At 70.2% G+C, this 22,726-nt stretch carries 25 protein-coding genes; 14 read left to right on the plus strand and 11 right to left on the minus strand.

Annotated features, from left to right (window positions below; all coding sequences use genetic code 11):
• Positions 1 to 89: 89 nt before the first annotated feature.
• Complete coding sequence (locus tag OG210_RS13845; protein WP_371536698.1) at positions 90 to 1,568, minus strand: carboxylesterase/lipase family protein; 1,479 nt, start codon at positions 1,566 to 1,568, stop codon at positions 90 to 92.
• A 46-nt stretch (positions 1,569 to 1,614) separates the two neighbouring features.
• The gene (locus tag OG210_RS13850; protein WP_328329123.1) at positions 1,615 to 2,532 is read right to left on the minus strand and encodes an MBL fold metallo-hydrolase; all 918 of its coding nucleotides are present in this window, start codon (positions 2,530 to 2,532) and stop codon (positions 1,615 to 1,617) included.
• Positions 2,533 to 2,667: 135 nt separating this feature from the next.
• Here OG210_RS13850 and OG210_RS13855 point away from each other — a divergent pair, with 135 nt between their 5' ends.
• Complete coding sequence (locus OG210_RS13855; protein WP_371536701.1) at positions 2,668 to 3,576, plus strand: helix-turn-helix domain-containing protein; 909 nt, start codon at positions 2,668 to 2,670, stop codon at positions 3,574 to 3,576.
• Between the two features lie 66 nt (positions 3,577 to 3,642).
• Here the strand turns inward: OG210_RS13855 and OG210_RS13860 are convergent, their stop codons facing one another.
• A complete protein-coding gene (locus tag OG210_RS13860; protein WP_371536704.1) occupies positions 3,643 to 4,431 on the minus strand; it encodes a methyltransferase domain-containing protein in 789 nt (262 codons plus the stop codon).
• 65 nt (positions 4,432 to 4,496) lie between these two features.
• On the opposite strand from OG210_RS13860, the gene OG210_RS13865 reads away from it, so the two are divergent.
• Both OG210_RS13865 and OG210_RS13870 read left to right on the plus strand, forming a co-directional pair.
• A complete protein-coding gene (locus OG210_RS13865) occupies positions 4,497 to 4,889 on the plus strand; it encodes a PadR family transcriptional regulator (protein WP_371536707.1) in 393 nt (130 codons plus the stop codon).
• Complete coding sequence (locus tag OG210_RS13870; protein WP_328329115.1) at positions 4,886 to 5,476, plus strand: hypothetical protein; 591 nt, start codon at positions 4,886 to 4,888, stop codon at positions 5,474 to 5,476. The genes OG210_RS13865 and OG210_RS13870 overlap by 4 nt, the downstream gene beginning before the upstream one ends.
• A gap of 69 nt (positions 5,477 to 5,545) precedes the next feature.
• Here the strand turns inward: OG210_RS13870 and OG210_RS13875 are convergent, their stop codons facing one another.
• Complete coding sequence (locus OG210_RS13875; protein WP_371536710.1) at positions 5,546 to 5,752, minus strand: hypothetical protein; 207 nt, start codon at positions 5,750 to 5,752, stop codon at positions 5,546 to 5,548.
• Positions 5,753 to 6,000: 248 nt separating this feature from the next.
• Here OG210_RS13875 and OG210_RS13880 point away from each other — a divergent pair, with 248 nt between their 5' ends.
• From OG210_RS13880 to OG210_RS13890, 3 genes are read left to right on the plus strand one after another with little or no spacing between them, the layout of a single operon-like run.
• A complete protein-coding gene (locus OG210_RS13880) occupies positions 6,001 to 6,327 on the plus strand; it encodes a Bro-N domain-containing protein (protein ID WP_371540281.1) in 327 nt (108 codons plus the stop codon).
• Positions 6,242 to 6,706: a hypothetical protein gene (locus OG210_RS13885; protein WP_328329109.1), complete on the plus strand. Its 465-nt coding sequence runs from the start codon at positions 6,242 to 6,244 to the stop codon at positions 6,704 to 6,706. Before OG210_RS13880 ends, OG210_RS13885 begins: the two co-directional genes overlap by 86 nt.
• Positions 6,703 to 7,449, plus strand: coding sequence for a hypothetical protein (locus OG210_RS13890; RefSeq protein ID WP_371536713.1), 747 nt, complete (start codon positions 6,703 to 6,705; stop codon positions 7,447 to 7,449). Before OG210_RS13885 ends, OG210_RS13890 begins: the two co-directional genes overlap by 4 nt.
• 26 nt (positions 7,450 to 7,475) lie before the next feature.
• Here the strand turns inward: OG210_RS13890 and OG210_RS13895 are convergent, their stop codons facing one another.
• Together OG210_RS13895 and OG210_RS13900 are read right to left on the minus strand one after the other, a co-directional pair.
• Positions 7,476 to 7,658: a DUF397 domain-containing protein gene (locus OG210_RS13895; RefSeq protein ID WP_371536716.1), complete on the minus strand. Its 183-nt coding sequence runs from the start codon at positions 7,656 to 7,658 to the stop codon at positions 7,476 to 7,478.
• Positions 7,655 to 8,545 carry a helix-turn-helix domain-containing protein gene (locus OG210_RS13900; protein ID WP_371536719.1) on the minus strand — a complete coding sequence of 297 codons (891 nt, stop codon included), beginning with the start codon at positions 8,543 to 8,545 and terminating at the stop codon, positions 7,655 to 7,657. Before OG210_RS13900 ends, OG210_RS13895 begins: the two co-directional genes overlap by 4 nt.
• Positions 8,546 to 8,785: 240 nt before the next feature.
• On the opposite strand from OG210_RS13900, the gene OG210_RS13905 reads away from it, so the two are divergent.
• Entirely contained in the window at positions 8,786 to 9,229 is a 444-nt protein-coding gene (locus tag OG210_RS13905; RefSeq protein WP_328329103.1) for an ATP-binding protein, read from the plus strand.
• Here OG210_RS13905 and OG210_RS13910 read toward each other — a convergent pair.
• The gene (locus OG210_RS13910) at positions 9,175 to 9,744 is read right to left on the minus strand and encodes a TetR/AcrR family transcriptional regulator (RefSeq protein ID WP_371536721.1); all 570 of its coding nucleotides are present in this window, start codon (positions 9,742 to 9,744) and stop codon (positions 9,175 to 9,177) included. The genes OG210_RS13905 and OG210_RS13910 overlap by 55 nt on opposite strands.
• An 80-nt stretch (positions 9,745 to 9,824) precedes the next feature.
• Between OG210_RS13910 and OG210_RS13915 the strand changes: the two genes are divergently transcribed.
• On the plus strand, positions 9,825 to 10,745 hold the full coding sequence (locus OG210_RS13915) for an NADP-dependent oxidoreductase (RefSeq protein WP_371536725.1): 921 nt from the start codon (positions 9,825 to 9,827) through the stop codon (positions 10,743 to 10,745).
• A gap of 89 nt (positions 10,746 to 10,834) precedes the next feature.
• Here OG210_RS13915 and OG210_RS13920 read toward each other — a convergent pair whose 3' ends face one another.
• Genes OG210_RS13920 through pdhA form a run of 3 tightly spaced genes read right to left on the minus strand, consistent with a single transcriptional unit; the run spans position 10,835 to position 14,408 of the window.
• Positions 10,835 to 12,247, minus strand: a complete 1,413-nt coding sequence (locus tag OG210_RS13920) for a dihydrolipoamide acetyltransferase family protein (protein WP_371536728.1) — start codon at positions 12,245 to 12,247, stop codon at positions 10,835 to 10,837.
• A gap of 14 nt (positions 12,248 to 12,261) precedes the next feature.
• Positions 12,262 to 13,242: an alpha-ketoacid dehydrogenase subunit beta gene (locus OG210_RS13925; RefSeq protein WP_328329095.1), complete on the minus strand. Its 981-nt coding sequence runs from the start codon at positions 13,240 to 13,242 to the stop codon at positions 12,262 to 12,264.
• Positions 13,243 to 13,244: 2 nt separating this feature from the next.
• Positions 13,245 to 14,408: a pyruvate dehydrogenase (acetyl-transferring) E1 component subunit alpha gene (gene pdhA, locus OG210_RS13930; RefSeq protein WP_371536733.1), complete on the minus strand. Its 1,164-nt coding sequence runs from the start codon at positions 14,406 to 14,408 to the stop codon at positions 13,245 to 13,247.
• Positions 14,409 to 14,737: 329 nt separating this feature from the next.
• Between pdhA and OG210_RS13935 the strand changes: the two genes are divergently transcribed.
• The 3 genes from OG210_RS13935 (at position 14,738) to OG210_RS13945 (ending at position 17,110) form a co-directional block, all read left to right on the plus strand.
• Positions 14,738 to 15,409 carry a response regulator transcription factor gene (locus tag OG210_RS13935; protein WP_328329091.1) on the plus strand — a complete coding sequence of 224 codons (672 nt, stop codon included), beginning with the start codon at positions 14,738 to 14,740 and terminating at the stop codon, positions 15,407 to 15,409.
• Between the two features lie 249 nt (positions 15,410 to 15,658).
• Positions 15,659 to 16,075, plus strand: a complete 417-nt coding sequence (locus OG210_RS13940) for a pyridoxamine 5'-phosphate oxidase family protein (RefSeq protein WP_328329089.1) — start codon at positions 15,659 to 15,661, stop codon at positions 16,073 to 16,075.
• Positions 16,076 to 16,090: 15 nt separating this feature from the next.
• Positions 16,091 to 17,110, plus strand: coding sequence for a phosphotransferase (locus OG210_RS13945; RefSeq protein WP_328329087.1), 1,020 nt, complete (start codon positions 16,091 to 16,093; stop codon positions 17,108 to 17,110).
• Between the two features lie 49 nt (positions 17,111 to 17,159).
• Here the strand turns inward: OG210_RS13945 and OG210_RS13950 are convergent, their stop codons facing one another.
• Positions 17,160 to 18,845 carry a protein kinase gene (locus OG210_RS13950; protein ID WP_328329085.1) on the minus strand — a complete coding sequence of 562 codons (1,686 nt, stop codon included), beginning with the start codon at positions 18,843 to 18,845 and terminating at the stop codon, positions 17,160 to 17,162.
• Between the two features lie 340 nt (positions 18,846 to 19,185).
• Between OG210_RS13950 and OG210_RS13955 the strand changes: the two genes are divergently transcribed.
• The 3 genes from OG210_RS13955 (at position 19,186) to OG210_RS13965 (ending at position 22,568) form a co-directional block, all read left to right on the plus strand.
• Positions 19,186 to 20,853 carry a protein kinase gene (locus tag OG210_RS13955; protein ID WP_328329083.1) on the plus strand — a complete coding sequence of 556 codons (1,668 nt, stop codon included), beginning with the start codon at positions 19,186 to 19,188 and terminating at the stop codon, positions 20,851 to 20,853.
• Positions 20,854 to 21,046: 193 nt separating this feature from the next.
• The gene (locus tag OG210_RS13960) at positions 21,047 to 21,937 is read left to right on the plus strand and encodes a hypothetical protein (protein ID WP_371536738.1); all 891 of its coding nucleotides are present in this window, start codon (positions 21,047 to 21,049) and stop codon (positions 21,935 to 21,937) included.
• A 37-nt stretch (positions 21,938 to 21,974) separates the two neighbouring features.
• Complete coding sequence (locus OG210_RS13965) at positions 21,975 to 22,568, plus strand: PadR family transcriptional regulator (protein WP_328329079.1); 594 nt, start codon at positions 21,975 to 21,977, stop codon at positions 22,566 to 22,568.
• Positions 22,569 to 22,726: the final 158 nt, after the last annotated feature.

Raw genomic sequence — 22,726 nt, forward strand, 5'->3', positions numbered from 1 at the left:
GAGCTCGTGTGCAGCCATGCAGTGGTCCACGTGTGCAGCCATGAGGTGGTCCAGCGGTGCAGTGGTCCAGCGGTGCCGAGAGTTGCGGTTCAGTCCCCTCGCCCTTCCGGGGAACGGCCGCCGAAGACCTCCGCCACAGGCTTCCTCGGGTCGTACGGAGCCCAGCCCGGGGTCCCCGTGCGGGCGAACGCGACCCACGCGCCGTGTATCCGCGCCGCGAGTCCCGCCGGGGCGGGGTCGGGGCCGAGCAGGCCGGTGTCCCCGTGCAGCCAGGGTGAGTCGGCCGTGTCGAACACGAAGGGCAGTTCGACGGTGTGGGCAGCGCCGAGCCGTCCGCCCAGAGCCGTCGAGCGGTACCCGAACGAGTAGAGGTGCGTGCGGCCGCCCGAGATCCGCGCGTGGGCCTGCGCCATGCGCGTCGTACCGGCCGTGAAGAGGGCCTGCCCGAGCACCGCGGAGCGCAGCTCGCCCGGTGTCGCGCCCGGCCGTTCCCCGCGGTGCGCGGCGAGGGCTGATTCCGGGTCTGCGTGGACCCGGGCAGCGACGGTGAGCAGGTCGGCTTCCGTGGTGGACTCCAAGGCGCCCTGCGGTACGAGGTAGAGGTGCCCCTCCTCGGTGTTGGTGCCGATGAGCAGGTCGACGTCGGCGGCCGGGCCGTCGGCGAGAGCACCGGCGGGCTGGACCGGAAGGACCAGGCTGAACGGGCTGAGCCCGGCCAGCGGGTCCTGGGCGGTGCTGGTGCACAGGTCGAGGCCGGCCAGTGCGGGCAGGACCGCCAGGAACTGTTCGTCCGGGATCAGCGAGAACGCCTCGGCGGTCGGTTCGACGCCCAGCGCGGCGGCCGCCGCCGCGGTGACCCGTTGTGCCTGCTCCGGGGTGAACGCGCCGGAGCCGCTGCCGCTTTGGATGATCGCTCGGCGGAACAGCCCGTTGGCCTCCGGTGTCGCGAGCAGCGCGCCGGTGAGCGTGGCGCCCGCGGACTGGCCGAAGACCGTGACGTTGCCGGGGTCGCCGCCGAATACCGCGACGGTGTCCTGTACCCAGCTGAGGGCGGCGAGCACGTCGAGCAGTCCACGGTTGGCCGGAGCACCCGCCAGATCGAGGAACCCGGGGATACCGAGGCGGTAGTTCACCGTCACGAGAACGACGTCGTCGCGGGCGAACGCGCTGCCGTCGTAGAGCGCCGCCCGGCTCGATCCGGTGATGAACCCGCCGCCGTGCACGAAGACCATGACGGGGCGGCTGCCGTTATCGGCGGCAGGTGTGTGGACGTCGACGGTCAGGTAGTCGTCGCCGGGCACCCAGCCCGGACCGAAGTACGGGGACATGTCGAGCCGGCCGAAGTCGCGGGCCGGCTGCGGAGCCGTGGGCCCGGGCTGTGTGCCGTCGCGGACACCGGACCAGCCCGGGTGCGGTGCGGGTGGCGCGAAACGGCCGGCGCCGGTCGGTGCCGCCGCGTAGGGGACGGCGCGGTAGCGCTCGCCGGATCCGTCACGGATGCCGCGCACGGCGCCCGCGGGGGTTTCGACCACCGGATCTGCCAGTACGGGACCTGTCTGTCGGGGCACGGGAGATTCTTCCTGTCTGGAAATGTGCGGAAGGGACTTGAGGACGTCAGGAGAGGCGGGAGAAGGCCGCCCACTCCTTGATCGCGAACGTCGACCCACTGCGAGCGACCTCCGCGGCGCCGTGGCCGCCGAAGTGCGCCGGGAAGACGAGCGCGTTGTCCTCGGCGGCGCGGCCCAGCAGCTTGTGCCGGGTGGCGCGGGATTCCGCCGGGTCCTCGCAGAAGCAGGAGTTGGTCCCGGGCTCGGCGATCTGCAGCGCGGTGTGCACCAGGTCCCCGACGAACAACGCCCGGTCGCCGCCGGATTCCAGCGTGAGCACGGACGAGCCGGGGGTGTGCCCGGGAGCGAGGTCGAGACGCAGGTTCTTGTCGATCCGGTACGTCTCCTCCCACAGGTGAGTGAGTCCCGCCTGGTGGACCGGCGTGACGCTGTCCTCGAAGACGTTCTGGTTCCCGCGGCCCAGTACGGACTTGTTGTCGTTGGCCGGGTCCCAGAAGTCGAAGTCCCGCCGGTTCATCAGGTACGTGGCGTTGGGGAAGGTCGGCACCCAATCGCGGCCGTCGAGGCGGGTGTTCCAGCCGACGTGGTCGATGTGCAGATGGGTGTTGACCACGATGTCGACGTCCTCGGGCCGCACCCCGACGGCAGCGAGCCGGTCGAGGTAGTCGGTGTCCAGGCGGCTCCACACCGGTGCGTAGGGCCGGTCCTTGTGGTTGCCCACGCCGGTGTCGATGAGGATGGTGCGTCCCTCGCTGCGCAGCAGCCAGGACTGGATCGCCGACTGGCACTCGTCCGTCTCCGGGTTCCAGAAGTCGGGCGCCAGCCATTCGCGGTGCTTGTCCCACGTGCTGTGCTCGCTGTCCGGGAAGAACTGGCCCGGGGTCATCCCGACCGGGCCGTAGAACTCTTTGATGCGGGTGACGGTGACGTCACCGAGGATGAGCTGTTCCGCGTTCTGATCCATCTGTCCGCCTCAGGTCCGGGGTACGTGGCCGAATGAGACCGATCCTGGGCACGCGGACGGGTACGCACCACTCCCCGCTTGTCCTACCCCTCGCAGGGTGTGGCTGGGGCCGGTCGCGCACCGAATACTGGGGGGATGACCGGACCCGGCCCACTCGGCACCTTCCTCCAAGCCCGACGCGCGCGGCTGCGACCCGCGGACGTCGGCCTGCGCGACCTCGGGCCCCGCAGACGGGTCGCCGGGCTCCGGCGCGAGGAACTGGCCCAGCTGGCGGGCGTCAGCGTCTCGTACTACGCACGGCTGGAGCAGGGCCTGTCCCGTGGGGCTTCGGCCGAGGTGCTCGACGCGATCGGCCGCGCGCTCCTGCTCGACGGCCATGAGCGCGAACACCTCGACCGGCTCGCCGACGCCGCCCGCCACGCGCCCCGGCCGCGCCGCCCGCGGCCCGAGAAACTCACCGGTGAAACACGCGACCTGCTACGAGCCGTGGACGGCGTCCCGGCGATCGTGCTCGGCCGCCGTACGGACGTACTGGCCTGGAACGCCCTCGGGCACGCCCTGCTGGCCGGTCATCTGGACCCACTCGGCCCGGACGACCCGGTGCGACGCCCGAACATGACCCGGATCCTGTTCCTGGATCCGCACTGCCGGGAGCTGTACGCGAACTGGACGCTCAAAGCCCGCGCGGTGGTCGGCAACCTGCGCATCGCCGTCGGTAAGCACCCGGACGACCCGCTGCTCGCTGCGCTGATCGGCGAACTGACCATGAAGAGCCCGGAGTTCGTCGCCCTGTGGGCAGACCACCGCGTGGTCCCGTGCGACGCCGCCTCCTACGAGCTGCACCACCCCGTCGTCGGCACGGTGACGGTGACACAGCAGACACTGTCCATCGCCCGCTCACCGGGCCAGGCGCTCATCGTGTGCACCACCCCCGCCGGTTCCTCTTCCGAGGAAGCCCTCGCGCTCCTCCGGCAGGCGAGCGCCGGCCGGACACCGCACACGGCCGGCGACGGCGTTCCCGAGGAGCCGGCCCGACAGGTCTGAGGCGGTTCCAGCCGCCGGCCGCCGGTCGCCGCCGGCCTCTACGCGCCGGGCTCTACGCGCCGACCTCTACACGGCGGGCTCCACCTCGGCTACGACGATGTAGAACGTCACCGCCGCGAGGAAGGGACCACCGGCAAGGTGGTCGAGCCAGCTGCGCGCCTCGTCCTCGGTGAGATACCCGGCGGCGACGGCGCGCCGCGTCGTGCGCTCCAGTCCGAGGATCCGGTCGGCCGCCCGGACCTCCCTGAACACCGGGGTCACCGGGATGACCGCGGGCACCGCGAATCCGGCCGCCGCCGCCAACCGCGGTAGCTGCAAACCGATACGAGCGTTCCGGATGACCTTTTCGGTCACGTACTGGGTGTAGGCGCGCGACAGACCGCTGTCCGGATGGTCGACGGCCAGGGTGCCCCAGTCGGGCTCGCCCATGACGAGCCGCCCGCCGGGCCGCAGTACCCGGCGGATCTCGCGGAGCGCCGCACCGGGATCGGCGACGTGCTGCAGCACCCGGTCGGTACGGGCACGGTCCGCGGCGCGGTCCGGCAGCGGCAGGTCATGAACGTCACCGAGCCGAACGGTGACCGTGTTCGCCCCGGCGGTGCGCTCCTCGGCGGCCTCGACCGCGGCCCGGTCGTGGTCGACACCGATCACCGTGCCGGTACCGGTGACCGCCTCGGCGAGTGCCCCGAGATCGGCGCCCGGGCCACAGCCGAGGTCCAACACCGCCTGCCCCGGCCGGACATCGAGCTCTTCGAGCATCCGCCCCTTGTACGCACGGCCGAGATCGGTCGCGGCCAGCCGGTCGAGGTAGACGAGCGAGTCGGGGGTGCCGGTCTCGAACACTGATGAGGTCATGCGCGCCAGTCAATCAACCGACTCGTGGGTAGGAGCAGGTCGGTTCACCTGGTACCTTGTTATGCATGGAACGCGGCAAGGCAAGACAGCGAACCTCGGAGAAGGTGGAGAGCCAGCTCCGTAAAGGGGTTCTGGAGTACTGCGTTCTCGCGCTGATGCGTGACGGGCCCAAGTACGGAGTCGAGCTGCTGTGCAAGTTGCAGGACACCAAGGCTCTGACCACCAGTCAGGGCACCGTCTACTCGCTGCTGTCACGGCTGCGGCGGGACGAACTCGTGGACACCGCCTGGCAGGAGTCAGCCTCCGGCCCCCCACGGCGGTACTACTCGCTGACCGAGGCCGGACACGCCGCGCTCGAAGAGTTCGCCGGCATCTGGCCCGAATTCCGCGACGCCGTCGACCACCTTCTCCAGCCCCACACCCCCCACCAGCCAGACCCGGGAAAGGCACACCCATGAAGACCGACGACACCCTGGTCAAGGACTACTTCGCCGCAGTCGAGCGAGAGACCTCGACCTTGCCGCCGGCCGCCCGCCAGGAGCTCATAGCCGATCTGAACGAGCACATCCAGGTCGCGCTCGCCGAACGTCCCGGCAGCACCCGCGAAATCCTGAACGAGATCGGCGACCCCCGCACGATCGCCGCCACCGCCCTGCAGGAACTGGGCATGGGCTCCGACTCGAAGGCCCAGAAGCCCGGCCGCCGCCGGTCCCCCGCCTGGCTGCCGGTCGTGCTCCTGATCGTCGCCAACGTGCTGCCCTACGCCGGAGGCTTCAGCTTCCTGGCCATCATCGCCCTCGCCGCCGAGATCGCCGCCGTCGTCATGGTCATCCGCTCCAGCCACTGGACGTCGGCCCAGAAGCGCAACGGCCTCATCATGACCCCGATCATCCCGGTCGTCGCCCACCTCGTCTGGTACGCCGCCTTCGTCGTCCCCGACGGCAAGATCGCCGGATTCGACATCATCCGCTGGACCCTCGTCGCCCTGCTCTTCGTCCTCACCCTCATCGGCGCCAACTACCTCTGGCGCAACAAGCGCTCCTGAAAAGCAAGGCCGCGAATCACGCAGGCGAATCACTCAGCTGAACCACACAGGCGGATCAGACAGGCGCTGTCACTGTGCGGCGCCGCACAACAGCCAGCGCCGGACGGGGACTTGCAGCAGGACGCGTCCCCCGTCCGGACGGTCGGGAACCGTGACGTCCCAGGCGTACTTCGCCGCGAACGCGGCCGTCACCTCCTCGGGGAACCCGTCATGGTGGAGCTGGACCTCTCCCTCCGCGACGACGGGGACCCGGCCGTCCTCCAGCGCCAGGGACACCCGCGGGTCCTCCCGGAGAACGCGCACCTTGACCGACCCACACACGGCCGATCCGCAGCGTTTCCACGGATGTTCACTCGCAATCGTGAACATCCCATCCCTGGCCGGCATATTCCATTTGCGCCGCCCTACGTTCCGCGTGGTGGTGGTCCACATGGACGAACAGAACACACAGCCCGAAGTGCGCCGCATTGGACATCAACGACTTCGTCTACGGGGCGACGGGAACCCGCTTGCGAAGGCTGACCATGCCGGACGGAACTCATTGGTTCCCGGCGGTGGACGTGTGCCGGGAGCTCGGGTACAGCAACTCTCGGACGGCACTCCTGGATCACGTCCCAGAACAGCATCGAGACATTCTTGAGACCAGTCGAGTAGTTGACGGAATGGGTCTCGGGGGTTATCCAGACCATCCAGCGCACCGGCTCCTACAGTCTCCGGATCGCAGAGATTCAGCCACCCGAGCCCACGGCCCCAGTGGCGTACGCGATGCCGGAACAGATCGTGGAAATGATCGTCCGCCTAGAGGAGCGCAACATAAGGCTGGACGAAGAGTTCGCGGCCGCACAGCGTGAACGCCTCGCGATGGAACGGGAACACCTCGCTCTCCAGCGCGAATGCCTTGCGCTACAGCGGGAGATGCTCGCGGAGCAACAGACCGCGTCACGGTCCGCCGCGCGGATGGCGGACCGGTTCGACACCTTCCTCACCGACCCGGCCGTCACAGACGGCCGCGCCGCCCGCCCCACCGCAGAGTCCGTACTCGCCGACTGGAAGACCCGCATGTCGGTGACCGAGGACGTCTGGGCGGTGGCCGTCACCATCGCCCCCGTGCTGGTGGACAACGGCCACCCGGCGATGCCCCCGGGGCCGGGTCCCGCCGGACCCGGGATGTGCCCTCGCGGCCCTTCCATCGGGAGGCCCGCACCGGTAAGGCTGTGGTGTCGGCCATGAAAGGGAACGCCTTGCGCGCGCAGGAACAACGCAAAGACAACGCCAGCAGCCGTGGACAGGTGCGGCGCACCACCGCGCCGGGCGTACCCACCGGGCTGCAGGCCCTGCAGCGCTCGGCGGGGAACGCGGCCGTGGTCCGCGCCATGGAGGAGCGGCACACCCACGGTGCCGGCTGCGGCCACAGCCCGTCGGTGCAGCGGATGCCCGCGCCTCGGGTGCCTCCCAAGCCCGCGGAACTGGCGGGCAATCCAACCACTCCCGCGCACGGATACACGCTCACCGCCCCGGCGGGCACGATGGAGTTCTACCGCGCCGACTCCCGCGCGCCCGACGCCCTCCGGAAGACGGGCGGGATGCGGGCCTGGCGCCCGTCGTCCGCCAAGAGCGAGCTGAGCGCGTTCTTCGCCGACCCGGTCGGCTACGCCCAGGCCCATGTCAGGAGCCCCAACCAGCACCTGGTGTCCATGGCGAGCAACGAGGACTGCGGCGGATTCGCCAGCGCGGACCGGCACATCTACAAGATCTCGGTCTCCGGCCTGAACCGGTTCGACGGACCGCCCGCGCGAAGCAAGCTCCTGACCAAGCCGACCCTCTACGCCAACAGCACGACGCTGGAGTCGGCGACCGTGGTCGTCATGGGGCCGATCGGCCCGACCCAGGAGATGGACTTCTTCGGGGACATCCCGATGTCCCACATCGTCGGCTGCCGCAAGCCGGGCGAAAGCGGCTACAGCTCGCCGTGACGCCCCGGGGTCCTGGGCGGGCCGTTCTACGGCTCGCCCGTCACCCCGGACCGGAAAGCGGCCCAGGCAGCGGGTGAGACCTGGACGATGGGGCCGGCCGTGTCTTTCGAGTCCCGCACGGCTACAGCACCGGGGACGTTACGGGCCACCTCCACACAGTTGGCAGAATCGGCGCTGTAGCTGGACTTCATGAACCGGAAAACGTTCACTCGCTCATTTCCTTACTGAGACTGTCGATGAACCGGACTGAGTCGTAGGGCGACAGACCCGCCCGGGACGCCCGGTCGAAAAGGGTGGTGAAGAGGGCGCTCTCCTCAGCGTTCTCGATCCAGATCGTGGATCGTGGGGTATCCATGTGCACAACATCTACCGCCTCGTCCTCAGCGAAGGACAGAACGTGGAACGGGCCTCCGACGCAAGGGTGCGCTCCCGCCCTGAACGGCAGCACCTGAATCTGCACATTGGGCAGTTCCGCGAGGTGACTCAGATGGGCAAGCTGCCGCCCCATCACCTGGGGCCCGCCCATCAGTTGCCTGAGAGCCGCCTCCCAGATCACCGCGTGGATCTTCAGCGGATTGTCACCGTACAGTCGCGCCTGGCGCTTCGCCCGCCCGGCGACGACGTCCTCGATCTGGTCGATTTCTTCCCACATCAAATCCGCGATGCACATGGCCCTGGTGTACTCGGGTGTCTGGAACAGGCCGGGGATCAAGGCCATCTGCCACTGCTTGATCCTGAGCGCGACATCTTCCATGGAGATGTACTCAGCCTGCAGGGCCAGCGAAGGGGTGTCATTCCACCACCCCTTCACCTTGCGCCGCTCCCGGTCCGCCTTCGCCAGTTGTAGCAACTGGCGTACGACATCGGCGTCCTGCACGTCGTAGAACCGGCACAGCGCCGCGATGTCGGGGTCCCGCATCGGGACCCAGCCCCGCTCCATCTTGACGACCTTCGTCTGCGTCGCGCTCAGCGCTGCGGCAGCTTCTGCCTGGGTCTTCTCCGCCGCCACGCGCAGGCGCAGGAGTTCCCCACCCAGCTTCCGGCCCAACACCGTTGAAGCCCGACTGCCCGTTGCGCGTGCTCCGGATGTCTGCATATCGCCCTCCCGCCAACCTTGGACAGTGTGCCAGCCAGCCGCTTCCACAGGGGCCCGGTCACTCGTATGGGGAATATATGCCCCAGACGTCTTGCTCCCAGAGCTTCATGCCGTTACGTTCGTCACTCAATCGAGGGCAGAGAGTAACCAGTTGGGCGGAAGAGCACCGTTCCGAGCTCCACAAAAAGAGGAGCCGTCGCGGCATTGCCACCGCCGCACTCGCATGAGGAGGCACGTGTCATGACCGTTCGGCACGACAAGGTCAGCTACCCCCCGTACCCGCGCAGCGTCCCCCTGGCCCGCAGGCGCGTCGCCTCGCTCGTCGCCGACTGGGGGCATCCCGAACTCGCCGGTGACGCCGCCCTCGTGGCCGGTGAGCTCTGCGGCAACGCCGTGCTGCACGGGTGTCTGCGGGACCGGCTCTTCCGGGTCGACGTCACACTCAGTGGCAAGGACCTCCGGATCTCCGTAACCGATCCGCGGGGTGAACGGCTGCCCGTCCCCCGGAAGGCCGACCCGGACGACCAGTTCGGGCGCGGGCTGCTCATCGTTCAGGCGCTGGCTGCCCGTTGGGACGTACAGACCCTGACCGTGGGCAAGGCCGTCTGGGCCGAACTCGATGTGACGGCTCACACGGCCGGGACAGCCGCCTGTACTTCACCGAGGGCCTGCCGGGCGACGTAGCTGAACTCATCGGTGTTGCCCGGGTCGCTCCACCGCTCGTAGGCCATCTTGAAGGCGAGTGCGCCCAGTTGTGCTGCCACCCCGGCCGCGAGGCCGGGTACACCGCGGCGCGCGATGGCCTCCGCCATCGAAGCGGTGAGGCTCACCCCTTTCAGGGCTTCGCGCTCCTGGAGGTCGGGATGGGCATCGATCACCGCTCGCCTGCGGATCGTGAGTGCACGACGAGCGGGCGTGAAGACGTCCCGCCCGAGCACGTCGAAGCCGCACGCCAGCGCTTCGAGCGGGGTGGCCCCGGTGGGCGCCGCGGCGATTGCGGTGACGAGCTGCCCGAACAGCGCGTCCCCACCGAAGAGCACCCCGCGCTTGTCCTGGAAGTGCCGGAAGAAGGTGCTCTTGGCGAGCCCGGCCCGCTGCGCGATGTCGAGCACGGTCGTGTTCTCGTACCCGCGCTCCGCGAACAGTTCGAGGGCAGCGTCGGCGAGCCGTTGCGATGCGTTGAGTTCCCAGCGAGCCATGAGCACAGTTTACGGAACTTGGTCCTGTCACCGTGTACAGTGATGGGACCAAGTCTCATCACTGATCGTGGAGGCATGCTGTGAGTCGGGCCGTTGTGTACAAGACGTTCGGAACACCCGAGGTACTGGAGCTGTGCGAGGTCCCGGAGCCGCATGTGGGGCCGGGTGAGGTCCGCGTACGGGTGACTGCCGTCGGCCTCAACCCCATGGACTGGATCCTCGCCTCGAGGCCGGAGATGGCGGCACAGTTCGGTGTCTCCCTCCCGTCCGGCTTCGCCACCGACTTCGCCGGCGTCGTGGACGAGGTCGGCGAGGGCAGCTCCGGCTTCGCCGTGGGCGACCGCGTCTACGGAGGCGCGCTGAGCAGGGCTGCCGCCGACTTCGCGGTGGTCGATCCCTCGAAGGATTCGATCCTGCACACCCCGGCCGAGATCAGCGACGAGGTCGCCTGCACGCTCTCGGTGGCAGGAACGACCGCCTCGGCGGCGCTCACTGCGGCCGATGTGAAGGCTGACGACACCGTCCTGATCGGGGGCGCTGCCGGCGGTGTCGGGGTGCTCACCGTCCAGCTCGCCAGGCTCGCCGGTGCCCGGGTGATCGGGACCGCGTCGGAAGGCACCTTCGACTTCCTCCGGCAGTTCGGGGCCGAACCTGTCACCTACGGTCCCGGCTTGGAGGACCGGGTGCGCGCGATGGCACCCGACGGGGTGAGCGCGGCGACCGACCTGTTCGGCACGGAGACGGCCGAGGCAGCACTGGCGCTCGGTGTCCCGGCCGGAAGGATCTCCACGATCGCCGCCGGCCCCAATCCGCCCGGGGGCGTCCGCGCGACCGGCGGCTTCGATGCGGGGCCCGACGACCTGAAGCGGGTCACCGACGCCATCGTCGCGGGTGAGATCACGGTGCCGATCGCCGCTTCCTTCTCCGTCGAGCAGATCCGGGAGGCCGTCGAACTGCAGGCAGGGCGGCACGTCCACGGAAAGATCGTGGTCACCCTCTGAGTCGGACGACTCAGGCATGGAGGAGACGGCAGCCGAACGGCCCCCGGACGCACATCGCGTACCGGGGGCCGTTCAGTCGCTCGGGGCCGCTACGCCCAGGTGATCAGCCGCTTCGGCTGCTCCAGGATCGCCGCGACGTCGGCGAGCACCTTCGAGCCGAGTTCGCCGTCGACCAGGCGGTGGTCGAAGGAGAGTGCCAGCGTGGTGACGTGGCGGGGCTTGACCTTGCCCTTGTGGACCCACGGCTGGAGCTTGATCGCGCCGACCGCGAGGATCGCGGACTCGCCCGGGTTGAGGATCGGCGTACCGGTGTCGACGCCGAAGACGCCGACGTTGGTGATGGTCACCGTCCCGCCCTGCATCGCCGCCGGGGAGGTCTTGCCGTCCCGGGCCGTGGAGACCAGTTCGCCCAGTGCGGCGGCCAGTTCGGGCAGCGTCTTGGCGTGCGCGTCCTTGATGTTCGGGACGAGCAGGCCGCGCGGGGTCGCCGCCGCGATGCCCAGGTTGACGTAGTGCTTCTGGACGATCTCCTGGTTTGCCTCGTCCCAGGCGGAGTTGACCTCAGGGTTCCGCTTGATCGCGACCAGCAGCGCCTTGGCGATCAGGAGCAGCGGGTTGGCCCGCAGCCCCTCGAAGGCCCTGTCGGTCTTCAGCTCGGCGACGAGCTTCATCGTGCGCGTGACGTCCACCGTGATGAACTCGGTGACGTGCGGCGCGGTGAAGGCGCTGTCGACCATCGCCTGGGCGGTGACCTTCCGTACGCCCTTGACGGGGATACGGGTCTCCCGCGCGTCGGACGACGGGGCAGGGGCCTCGACGGCCACCTGCTCCGGGGCCACGGCCTGCGCCGGTTCCTGCGCCGCCGGGGCCACCGCCGCGTGGACGTCCTCGCGGGTGATGATCCCGTCCGGGCCCGACGGTGTGACCGTGGTCAGGTCGATGCCGAGGTCCTTGGCGAGCTTGCGGACCGGCGGCTTGGCCAGCGGACGGGACACCGTGTGGCCGTTGACCGGGGCTGTGACCGGCGCTTCGGCGGCGGGCGGCGCGTAGTACGTGCCCTCCGGCGCCGCGTCCGGCTCCGGGGCCGCGCTCTTGCGCGCCCGGCGCTTGGTCGACGCCTCCGAGACCCCGTACCCGACCAGGACCGGCTGGCGGGCGGCGGGCTTCGCCTCCTCCTGCGCGGGCTCCGGTACGGCGGGCTGCTCGGTCTGCTGCGGGGCGGCGGCCTGCTCCGGCTCCGAACCCGGTGCCCCGCCCACCGTGATGATCACCTGGCCGACATCGACCGTGGTGCCCTCCGGGAAGCGCAGCTCGCGCACCACTCCGTCGAACGGAATGGGCAGCTCCACAGCCGCCTTCGCCGTCTCGACCTCGCATACGACCTGGCCGTCGGTGACGGTGTCACCCGGCGCGACGTACCACTTGAGGATCTCCGCCTCGGTGAGTCCCTCGCCCACGTCGGGCATCTTGAACTCTCGTACCGGGCTCGCGATATCAGTCATGGTCACGGCGCTCCTCAGTACGCAAGCGAGCGGTCGACGGCGTCGAGCACCCGGTCCAGGCCCGGCAGGTACTCGTCCTCCAGGCGCGCCGGCGGGTACGGCACGTGGTATCCGCCGACCCGCAGCACGGGTGCCTCCAGGTGGTAGAAGCACCGCTCGGTGATCCGGGCGGCGATCTCCGCGCCCGTGCCGAGGAACACCGGCGCCTCGTGCACCACGACCAGCCTGCGCGTCTTCTCCACCGAGGTCTGCACGCCGTCGAAGTCGATCGGGGACATCGACCGCAGGTCCACGACCTCGACGGACTTGCCCTCCTCGGCCGCCGCCGCTGCCGCCTCCAGGCAGACCTTCACCATCGGGCCGTACGCGGCGAGCGTCAGGTCGGAGCCCTCGCGGGCCACCTTCGCCTTGTGCAGCGGGTACGGGATGGCGTCGATGTCGACCTCGCCCTTGTCCCAGTAACGCCGCTTCGGCTCGAAGAAGATGACGGGGTCGTCGCTCTGGATGGCCTGCTGCATCATCCAGTACGCGTCCGACGCGTTGGAGGGCGAGACGACCTTCAGGCCCGCCACGTGTGCGAAGAGCGCCTCGGGCGACTCGCTGTGGTGCTCGACCGCGCCGATGCCGCCGCCGTACGGGATACGGACGACGACCGGCAGCTTGATCTTGCCGAGCGCACGCGCGTACATCTTCGCCAGCTGCGTGACGATCTGGTCGTACGCGGGGAAGACGAAGCCGTCGAACTGGATCTCCACGACCGGCCGGTAGCCGCGCAGGGCCAGGCCGATCGCGGTGCCGACGATGCCGGACTCGGCGAGCGGGGTGTCGATGACCCGGCCCTCGCCGAAGTCCTTGTGCAGCCCGTCCGTGACCCGGAAGACGCCGCCGAGCTTGCCGACGTCCTCTCCCATGATGAGGACCTTGGGGTCGGTGTCGAGCGCCTTGCGCAGCGACTCGTTGAGCGCCTTCGCGATGCTCATGTTTTTGCCGGCCATGATCAGTTGCCCTCCTCGGCGGAGTCCGCGAAGGACGCCTGGTAGGCGGCGAACTGCGCGCGCTCCTCGTCGACGAGCGCATGGCCGTCGGCGTGGGTGTTCTCGAACATGGCCATCGAGTCCGGGTCGGGCATTGCCCGTACGACTTCCCGCACCCGCTTGCCGAGCGTCTCGCTCTCGCTCTCCAGGCCGGTGAAGAACGCCTCGTCGGCGAACTTCTGCTTCTCCAGGTACGTCTTCAGCCGCTGGATCGGGTCCTTGGCCTCCCACGCCTGCCGCTCGTCGTCCGTGCGGTACTTGGTGGGGTCGTCGGACGTGGTGTGGGCGCCCATCCGGTAGGTGTACGCCTCGACCAGCGTGGGGCCCTCGCCCCGGCGGGCGCGTTCGAGCGCCGACTTGGTGACGGCGAGACAGGCCAGTACGTCGTTGCCGTCGACCCGGACGCCGGGGAAGCCGAAGCCCTGGGCGCGCTGGTAGAGCGGCACCCGCATCTGCTTCTCGGTGGGCTCGGAGATCGCCCACTGGTTGTTCTGGCAGAAGAAGACCACCGGGGCGTTGTAGACCGCCGAGAAGGTGAACGCCTCGGCCACATCGCCCTGGCTGGACGCGCCGTCGCCGAAGTAGGCGACGACCGCGGAGTCCGCACCGTCCTTGACGATGCCCATCGCGTAACCGGTCGCGTGCAGCGTCTGCGAGCCGATGACGATGGTGTACAGGTGGAAGTTGTTGCTGTTGGGGTCCCAGCCGCCGTGGTTCACGCCGCGGAACATGCCCAGCAGATTGGTCGGGTCGACGCCGCGGCACCAGGCCACGCCGTGCTCCCGGTAGGTCGGGAAGACGTAGTCGTCGTCCCGCAGGGCCCGGCCCGATCCGATCTGGGCGGCCTCCTGGCCGAGCAGCGAGGCCCACAGGCCCAGCTCGCCCTGGCGCTGGAGTGAGGTGGCCTCGGCGTCGAAACGGCGGGTCAGGACCATGTCCCGGTACAGACCGCGCAGCTCTTCTGGCGTGAGATCCACTTCGTAGTCGGGGTGCTCGACGCGCTCGCCCTCGGGCGTCAGCAGCTGTACGAGCTGGGGCTCATCGGGCGCCTTGGGCGTCCGTGCGGCGCCGGCTCGCTTGCTGCTGCGTCGCGGCTTGCGCGTCGCGGCAGTGCTCTCCACGGTCACGTGCGTGCTCCTCCGTCGGTCCGGCCCCCGGGGTTGCCGGTAAAGGCCAGTGCGGCTCGCCCGAATCCGGATCCCCCGCACGGGGTGGGTGCGATGCGAACCGGGAACGGGCGTGACAGGTGCCCCGGCGAGCACCCTCCAAAAGGCACGTTACCCAGTGCGTCGCAGAACTGCGAAACCCCACTTGACCTGCGATTTTGCTTGGATTTCCAAGTAAATCGAGAAATGGGCGAACAATCACTGGTCACAGCCTTGCAGGCCGCCGGAACAGGGGCACGTTATACCGGGCACCCCGGGCACGGGAAGGGTTCATGTGTGAAACTGATTCCGTGCCCGAAGACGGAAAAATCAGCGTATTTCTCCTTGACGACCATGAAGTGGTGCGACGCGGAGTTCATGAGCTTCTGGCGATGGAGGACGACATCGAGATCGTCGGCGAGGCGGGTACCGCCGCCGACGCCCTCGCCAGGATCCCGGCCACCCGGCCCGATGTCGCGGTCCTGGACGTCCGGCTGCCGGACGGCAGCGGGGTCGAGGTCTGCCGGGAGATCCGCTCGGCCGACGAGAACATCAAGTGCCTCATGCTCACCTCGTTCTCCGACGACGAGGCGCTCTTCGAAGCGATCATGGCGGGCGCCTCGGGCTATGTGCTGAAGGCGATCCGCGGCAACGAGCTGCTTTCGGCCGTACGGGATGTCGCGGCCGGCAAGTCGCTGCTCGATCCGGTGGCCACGGCGCGTGTCCTGGAGCGGCTGCGCGACGGTGGCACCAGCAAACGCGATGCCCGCCTCGCGAGTCTCACCGATCAGGAACGGAAGATTCTCGACCTGATCGGCGAGGGTCTGACCAACCGCGTCATCGGCGAACGGCTGCATCTGGCCGAAAAGACGATCAAGAACTATGTCTCCAGCCTGCTCGCCAAACTGGGCATGGAGAGGCGCTCGCAGGCGGCTGCATATGTGGCCCGGATCCAGGCCGGACAGGAGCGGAGCGAGCACTGACCGAGCATTGACGGGGGCGCGTGGCGGGGACGCGTGGCGGGGGCGCTTGCCGACGGTGGGGAGCGCCCTGATCCGGGCGCGCGCCGGCCGGCGCACCGGTGGCCCCGGAAGGCCGGCCCGGATCGGGCGGCCTGAAATGGTTTGAAAAGGCTTCGAATGGTTTGTTCGGCCTTATTCGGGACCTACGTCCTCAATGCTCGGGCAGCTGTCCCCTTACCGGCACGGCGCCCGGGGCGGACAGTGGAAGCCATGCCCATCGAGGAACAGCGCGCCATCGCCCTGCTCAGCAGAGTGTCGTACGGCCGAGTCGCCGCCAGTATGCGCGCGCTCCCCTTCCTGGCCATCGCCCGGCACATCGTCTCGGACGGCTGCGTCGTCCTGCGGCTGCACGCGGGCCACGGACACCACGAGGCCTGCGCGGGCAGCGTCGTCGCCTACGCGGCGGACAACCTGGCCTCCGGAGAGGTACACCTCTGGTCGGTCCAGTTCACCGGGACCGCCGAGCTGACCGTCCCGGCCCCCGAAGAGGTCGCCCAGTTCGAAACGGCCCCGGCCCAGGTGAACGGCGAACCGTACGAGGCGGTCTACCTGCGCATCAAACCGCAGTTCGCCACGCTGGACCGGATGGAGTACACCGCTCCGGAAACAGCTGCCGCCTCCCGGTGATCTAACATCTGGCGAGTGCCGCGCTCATATGCACCACCGCCTGTTGCCACACCGCCTGTCGGGGAGCTGCTGCGCCGCTACCGGTCCACCGGTGACGCGCTCTCCTGCGAGCCCGTCGCCCAGGGGCTGCTCAACCGCGGCTACCGGCTCGCCACCACCCGCGGCGACTACTTCCTCAAACACCACCTCGACGGCGACCCGGCCGCGATCAGCCGCCAGCACCGCGCCACCCAGCGCCTCCAGGTGCTCGGGGTCCCCGTCGCACCGCCGCTGGCCGACACGGACGGCGACACCGTCACGGTCATCGGCGGCCGCTGCTATGCGCTGCACCCCTGGATCGACGGGCGGCACCGGGAAGGCGCCCAGCTCAGCACGGGGTGCTCCCGGCGGCTCGGCGCGCTCCTCGGGCTGGTCCACACCGGTCTTGAGCGGGTGATGGAGGCCGAGTCGGCGCCGCCCGAGCACGAGAGCGCCGACCCCGCCGACACCTTCGCGGTCATCGAGGAACTGCTCTCCAGGCTGGCCTGCCGGCAGTCCGGCCGCGACACCTTCGACGAGCTGGCCGAACACCGGCTGCGCGAGCGCCGCCGCCTCCTGGAACGCCATGCGCACCGGCGCCCGCCGCCGGGCACGGCGGGCGGCTGGGTGCACGGCGACTTCCATCCGCTGAACCTGCTGTACCGGGGCGCCGAACCGGCCGCGATCATCGACTGGGACCGGCTGGGCGTGAAGCCGCGCGCCGAGGAGGTGGTCAGGGCGGCGGTGATCTTCTTCGTGCAGCCCACGGGCGAGCTGGAGCTGGCGAAGGTACGCGCCTACGCGCGCGCGTACCGGCGGGCCGCCTCGGCGGGTCCCGCGGAGCTGGCCGCCGCGGTCCACCGGGTGTGGTGGGAGCGGCTCAACGACTTCTGGACGCTGCGCTGGCGCTACCAGCTGCACGACCGCAGGGCCGACCCGCTGTTTCCTGCGGCGTCGGCCCTGGTGGTGTGGTGGACCCGTGAGTACGAGGCGGTCTGCGAGGCGTTCTCGGGGTGAGGCGCCCGGCCGGGGCTCCTGAGCTCCCGGCCTTGCGCACCCCTCAGGCTCAGCCGCCCGACGCGCCCGCCGCTGCGTCGCCCGCGGTGCTCCCCGCCGCGGTGCCCGCCGTGGTCCCCCCGTCCGTGGTGGCGCCGCCGGCCGGGCTGCCGCCCGCGGTCGTCGAACCGCCGGTCGACGTACCGCCGTTGTCGGTGCCGCCGTCCGTCTTGCCACCGGTGGACGAGGTGCCGCCGTCCGTCGACGTACCGCCGTTGCTGGTGCCGCCGTTCGTCTTGCCGCCCGTGGACGACGAACCGCCGCTCGTCGACGTACCGCCCGAGGTGGACGGGGACGCCGGCGGTGGCGACGTGGGCGTGTCGTTGCTCGGGGTGCCCGACGGGGTGTCCGAAGGCTGCCGGGTGTACTGGCCGCCGCTGGACGTGCCGGGGTCGGTGCTGGTGTCAGGCGACGAGTCGTCCGACGGGGTGTCGCTCGGCTTGTCGACCTTGGAGTGCGAGGGCGCGGGCGACTTGTCGGTGGATGAACCACCGGAGCTGCCGCTGCCCGGCAGGCCCTGCGCGAGGACGATGCCCGCGCCGATGGCGACCACCGCGAGTACGGCGACCACCCAGATCCAGCCACGGCCGCCCCGGCTGCTGCCCCGGCCCCTGCCTCCGCCGTCGTACGAACCGTCGTCCGGGTTCATCGGCGGCAGGATCGGGCCCTGCGAGGTGTCACCGTGCTGCGGGTGGCCGAGCGCCGTGGTGGCCGCTGTGCTGCCCATCGCCGGGGTGGAGCCGCCCTCGTGCATCGCGACCGGGCCGGTGTTCCACGTACCCGTGTGACCGCCCTGCTGCTGGAGCATCTGCAGCGAGTACGCGACCAGCGCCCGCATCTCCTCGGCGCTCTGGAACCGGTCGTCCGGGTCCTTCGCGAGGGAGCGCATCACGAGCCCGTCGAGCTCCGGCGGCACCGCGTCCGACACCTGCGACGGCGGAATCGGCATGTCCTGAACGTGCTGGTAGACCACCGAGAGCGGGGTCTCCCCGGTGAACGGGGGCCGCATCGCGAGCAGCTCGTACAGCAGGCAGCCGGTCGCGTACAGGTCGGAGCGGTGGTCGACGGCCTTGCCGAGCGCCTGCTCGGGGGAGAGGTACTGGGGCGTGCCCATGACCATGCCGGTCTGGGTCATTGTCGACTGCGCGCCGTGCAGGGCGCGGGCGATACCGAAGTCCATCACCTTGACCGCGCCGCCGTCCGTGATGATCACGTTGGCGGGCTTGATGTCACGGTGCACGATGCCGTGCTGGTGCGAGTAGGCGAGCGCCTCCAGCACACCGGAGACGATGATCAGCGCCTGCTCGGGCGGCGGGGCCTCCGCGTTGATCAGCAGATCGCGGATGGTGCGGCCCTCGACCAGCTCCATCACGATGTAGGGGACGGTGTTGCCGCCCCAGTAGTCCTCGCCCGAGTCGTACACGGCGACCACGGCGTGGTGGTTGAGGCCCGCGACCGACTGTGCCTCGCGCGTGAACCGGGCCTTGGAGACCGGGTCCTCGGCGAGGTCGGATCTGAGCAGCTTGACGGCGACGGTGCGGCCGAGCCGCACGTCCTCGGCTGCGAACACCTCGGCCATGCCGCCACGGCCGAGACGGTGGGTCAGCCGGTAGCGGCCGTCGCCGACGAGTCCGCCGACGCCCCAGGACTCCGGCACGTCCGACACGCCGCCGCCTGCCTCGGATTCGGGTGCCATCAGTCCTCGCCGTCGTGTAGGTCCGCGTCAGCGGTGGATACGCGGGTGGTGCTCGGTGGTCCTCGCGGCCCAGTGCCACGCCACGCTACAGGCTCAGGGAAAGGGCCCGGTCCGGCAATGACCGGCTATCAAACCCGGAATCGCGTCACCCATGCAAATCCTGCGCCCTTCCGGTAACGCTTGCGAGACGCTTGGTACGCGTACGGTCACGGAACGGGCCCCCTGGCTTGACGTGTCAGTGGCCTCGGGCAGACTTTGCTGCGTGGGGCCGGGGTCAGCAGGCCGTCACCACATCAGTACGGGGAGCGCCGGATGAGTGCGCCATAGGGGGAGCCACGCCATGAGCCAGGACGGCGCGCAGGGGCGCTACGCGGGAGACTCGGTCGCCGGAGGGCGCTATCAGCTCCGTGACCTGCTCGGCGAGGGTGGTATGGCGTCGGTGTACCTGGCGTACGACCAGGCGCTGGACCGGCAGGTCGCCATCAAGACGCTCCACACGGAGCTGGGGCGCGAGCAGTCGTTCCGCGAGCGGTTCCGGCGTGAGGCGCAGGCGGTCGCCAAGCTGTCGCACACCAACATCGTCTCGGTCTTCGACACCGGCGAGGACACCCTCGGCGACGCGCTGATGCCGTACATCGTCATGGAGTACGTGGAGGGGCAGCCGCTCGGCTCCGTACTCCAGGCGGACATCGCGCAGTACGGCGCGATGCCGGCCGACAAGGCGCTGAAGATCACCGCCGATGTGCTGGCCGCGCTGGACACCAGCCATGAGATGGGCCTGGTCCACCGGGACATCAAGCCCGGCAACGTGATGATGACCAAGCGCAACATCGTGAAGGTCATGGACTTCGGCATCGCCCGCGCCATGCAGTCGGGCGTCACGTCGATGACGCAGACCGGCATGGTCGTGGGCACTCCGCAGTACCTCTCGCCCGAGCAGGCGCTGGGGCGCGGGGTGGACGCGCGCTCCGACCTCTACTCGGTCGGCATCATGCTGTTCCAGCTGCTGACGGGCCGGCTGCCGTTCGACGCGGACTCGCCGCTCGCGATCGCGTACGCGCACGTACAGGAGGAGCCGGTCGCTCCGTCCTCGATCAACCGCTCCATCACGCCGGCCGTCGACGCGCTGGTCGCCCGCGCGCTGAAGAAGAACCCGAACGAGCGGTTCCCCTCGGCCGAGTCCATGCGCGACGAGTGCCTGCGGGTCATGACGTCGGGGCACGCCGGCGCCGCCCCGATGGTCGTCGGAGGCGCGGCGCCGAACAGCGGCGCGGGCGTCGGCTCGGCGGTCTTCCCGCCGGTGGACTCCTCGATGCCGCAGAGCGGCCAGGTCCAGACGCCCTACCAGCCGGGCCCGTACGGCACACCGGCCCCGGCGCCTGCCCCGTCGTACGGCTACCCGCAGCAGGGCGGCTACCAGACCCCGCCGCCGCAGAACGGCTACCAGGCGCCCGCCGCCCAGCCGTACGCCGCACAGCAGTACGGGGCGCAGACCCCGCCGCCGTACGGTGCCCAGCCCGCCGCTCCGTCCTCTCCCGCCCCGCAGGGCGGCCCCGGCGGCGGGCGGCGGACGCCGATGCTCGTGGGCGCGGTCGTGGTGGTGCTGCTGGCGATCGGCGGGGTGGTGGCGGTGCTGCACTACAGCGGTTCGGACAACAACAACGCCGGCAGCTCGACGGACTCCAGCACCACGGACTCCAGTACGTCGACGAAGGCCGGGCACAAGGGGCCCGAGCGGGACCGGACGATGGAGACCACGGAGTGCTCGGGCGCGGACGCGGGCACCACGGATCCGAGCAAGATCATCCTGCCGGACTTCACCTACAAGGACATCCTGTCGGTGAAGGCGTGCGCCCAGGCGGCCGGCTGGCACATCACGACGAAGAAGGAGCCCAGCAGCCAGTGGGGCCAGGACGTCGTTCTCGACCAGTACCCGCTGGCGAACACGAACGTCAGCCCCAAGGACCTCACCATCACGCTGGGGATCTCGACGGGCGACGCGAACTGACGCACCGGCTCCGGGCGACAGGCCCAGAACGCGCATCAGGCCCAGAACGCGTATCAGGCCCAGTACACGTACGTCGTGTGCTGGGCCTTTTGCCGCTCCCGGGATGCCGGACTTGCCCTGAGATGTGACGCTTGGTCCGTCGTTCTTCTGCTTTCTGCTGCCGGCGGGCCCGGCGGGAATGAAAGGGCATCCAGTGATCGGTCTGGTGGCGCTTGCGGTGATGCTGTCCCCGGTATCGGTGGACACGGAGGCGCCACCACCGGCGGTCGGTGTCACCGCCACACAGGGCGCGTCCCCGGGGGCCGCTCCGAGCGATACGGCGAGCGCGGTCACGGCCCCACCGGGAGCGACGGCGGGCGCGGACGGCGCAGCCGCCGACGGGAGCACTGCCGCAATCACCGGTACGACCGGAATCACGGGCACGGCGGGCGATATGGGCACGGCGGGCGACGCGGACAGCGCGGGTGACTCGGGTGCGGAGACCGCCGGGGCCGGCGGCGGGCCGGGCACGGTCGGGCGGCCCGACGGCGGGGACACCGGAGGCGGCCGGGGCGGCGACAACGGGAGCGCCGGCCGCAAGGGCGACGGCGCCCCGGGAGCAGACCTCGGCGCGGGCGGTCCGAAACCGTCCGGAACCGCATCCGGCAGCACCTCCGCGCACCCTTCACCGCGCGACTCACTGGCGGGCAGCCCCGCCGGCCAGGGCCGCCCGCGGCCGGGCAGGACCTCGGGCGCCTCGCTCTCCCCCTCCGGCGTACCGAGCCTCCCCGCCCGCCCGAGCAACCCCGCCCATGTGGTCCGTCCGTCCGCCCCCATGCGGGCACCCCACCCGCCGGCCGCCCGGCACCAGCACGCCTGGACATCGGGCAACGACGAGAACACCGGGCGCGCGACGGATCCCACCGCGCCGGACAGCCCGGCCCCCAGCGCCAACGACATGGAAGCGGCAGGCCGGCACGCCACGCCGCAGGCCGATTCAGGCGCGGCGGCACTTCCGCTGAAGGTGGGGGCGATGGGCGCCGGACTTGCCCTGATCGGTCTCGGTCTGGGCTTCCTGGGACTGCGGCTGCGCCAGGCCCAGTAGCTTGCATTGATCGACATACTCGGTATACATACTGAGTATGTCGATCCGTCACGGGCTACTGGCCCTTCTGGAGCGTGGCCCCCGCTACGGCTCTCAGCTCCGTACCGAGTTCGAGTCCCGGACCGGTTCCACCTGGCCGCTCAACGTGGGGCAGGTCTATACGACGCTCGCCCGCCTGGAGCGCGACGGCATGGTGGCGCAGGACTCCGAGGACGGCGCGGGCCACGCGCTGTACGCCATCACCGACGAGGGCCGCGAGGAACTTCACAGCTGGTACGAGGCCCCGGTCGACCGCACCAGCCCGGCCCGCGACGAGCTGGCCATCAAGCTGGCGATGGCTGTCGGGGCGCCCGGCGTGGACATCCGCGCGGTGATCCAGTCGCAGCGCCACCACACGGTGAAGGCGATGCAGGACTACACGCGGCTGAAGGCACAGGCCCTGGACACCGCCCCGGCCAACCGCGACGAGGTCGCCTGGCTGCTCGTACTGGAACAGCTGATCTTCCAGGCGGAGGCCGAGGCCCGCTGGCTCGACCACTGCGAGTCCCGCCTGGTCCGCCTGGCGGCCGCGGCCCTGACGGACCCCGCCCCGGCCGCGGCGAGGAAGCCCCGCGCAAAGACACGCCGCTGACTCGGCGTTAAACCGCCGCCGGCTCGCTGCCGACCCTGGCCCGCCAGCGACCCCGCTGCTGAACCACCGCTGAACCGCCACTGACGGCCTGTTCGGGCACCCGCCACGCCCGTTCGGGAACGCTCCAAGTCCGTTCGGGCACCCGCGAAGTCCGTTTG

Source organism: Streptomyces sp. NBC_00466, from assembly GCF_041433995.1.
In the GTDB taxonomy this organism is placed as follows: Bacteria; Actinomycetota; Actinomycetes; order Streptomycetales; family Streptomycetaceae; genus Streptomyces.

What these genes read in the sequence shown, in the direction of transcription:
- OG210_RS13850 (WP_328329123.1), bottom strand. Translation starts at nt 2,532, where the DNA reads ATGGATCAGAACGCGGAACAGCTCATCCTCGGTGACGTCACCGTCACC.
- OG210_RS13855 (WP_371536701.1), top strand. Translation starts at nt 2,668, where the DNA reads ATGACCGGACCCGGCCCACTCGGCACCTTCCTCCAAGCCCGACGCGCG.
- OG210_RS13860 (WP_371536704.1), bottom strand. Translation starts at nt 4,431, where the DNA reads ATGACCTCATCAGTGTTCGAGACCGGCACCCCCGACTCGCTCGTCTAC.
- OG210_RS13865 (WP_371536707.1), top strand. Translation starts at nt 4,497, where the DNA reads ATGGAACGCGGCAAGGCAAGACAGCGAACCTCGGAGAAGGTGGAGAGC.
- OG210_RS13870 (WP_328329115.1), top strand. Translation starts at nt 4,886, where the DNA reads ATGAAGACCGACGACACCCTGGTCAAGGACTACTTCGCCGCAGTCGAG.
- OG210_RS13880 (WP_371540281.1), top strand. Translation starts at nt 6,001, where the DNA reads ATGCCGGACGGAACTCATTGGTTCCCGGCGGTGGACGTGTGCCGGGAG.
- OG210_RS13885 (WP_328329109.1), top strand. Translation starts at nt 6,242, where the DNA reads ATGCCGGAACAGATCGTGGAAATGATCGTCCGCCTAGAGGAGCGCAAC.
- OG210_RS13890 (WP_371536713.1), top strand. Translation starts at nt 6,703, where the DNA reads ATGAAAGGGAACGCCTTGCGCGCGCAGGAACAACGCAAAGACAACGCC.
- OG210_RS13900 (WP_371536719.1), bottom strand. Translation starts at nt 8,545, where the DNA reads ATGCAGACATCCGGAGCACGCGCAACGGGCAGTCGGGCTTCAACGGTG.
- OG210_RS13905 (WP_328329103.1), top strand. Translation starts at nt 8,786, where the DNA reads ATGACCGTTCGGCACGACAAGGTCAGCTACCCCCCGTACCCGCGCAGC.
- OG210_RS13910 (WP_371536721.1), bottom strand. Translation starts at nt 9,744, where the DNA reads ATGGCTCGCTGGGAACTCAACGCATCGCAACGGCTCGCCGACGCTGCC.
- OG210_RS13920 (WP_371536728.1), bottom strand. Translation starts at nt 12,247, where the DNA reads ATGACTGATATCGCGAGCCCGGTACGAGAGTTCAAGATGCCCGACGTG.
- OG210_RS13925 (WP_328329095.1), bottom strand. Translation starts at nt 13,242, where the DNA reads ATGGCCGGCAAAAACATGAGCATCGCGAAGGCGCTCAACGAGTCGCTG.
- OG210_RS13940 (WP_328329089.1), top strand. Translation starts at nt 15,659, where the DNA reads ATGCCCATCGAGGAACAGCGCGCCATCGCCCTGCTCAGCAGAGTGTCG.
- OG210_RS13950 (WP_328329085.1), bottom strand. Translation starts at nt 18,845, where the DNA reads ATGGCACCCGAATCCGAGGCAGGCGGCGGCGTGTCGGACGTGCCGGAG.
- OG210_RS13955 (WP_328329083.1), top strand. Translation starts at nt 19,186, where the DNA reads ATGAGCCAGGACGGCGCGCAGGGGCGCTACGCGGGAGACTCGGTCGCC.
- OG210_RS13965 (WP_328329079.1), top strand. Translation starts at nt 21,975, where the DNA reads ATGTCGATCCGTCACGGGCTACTGGCCCTTCTGGAGCGTGGCCCCCGC.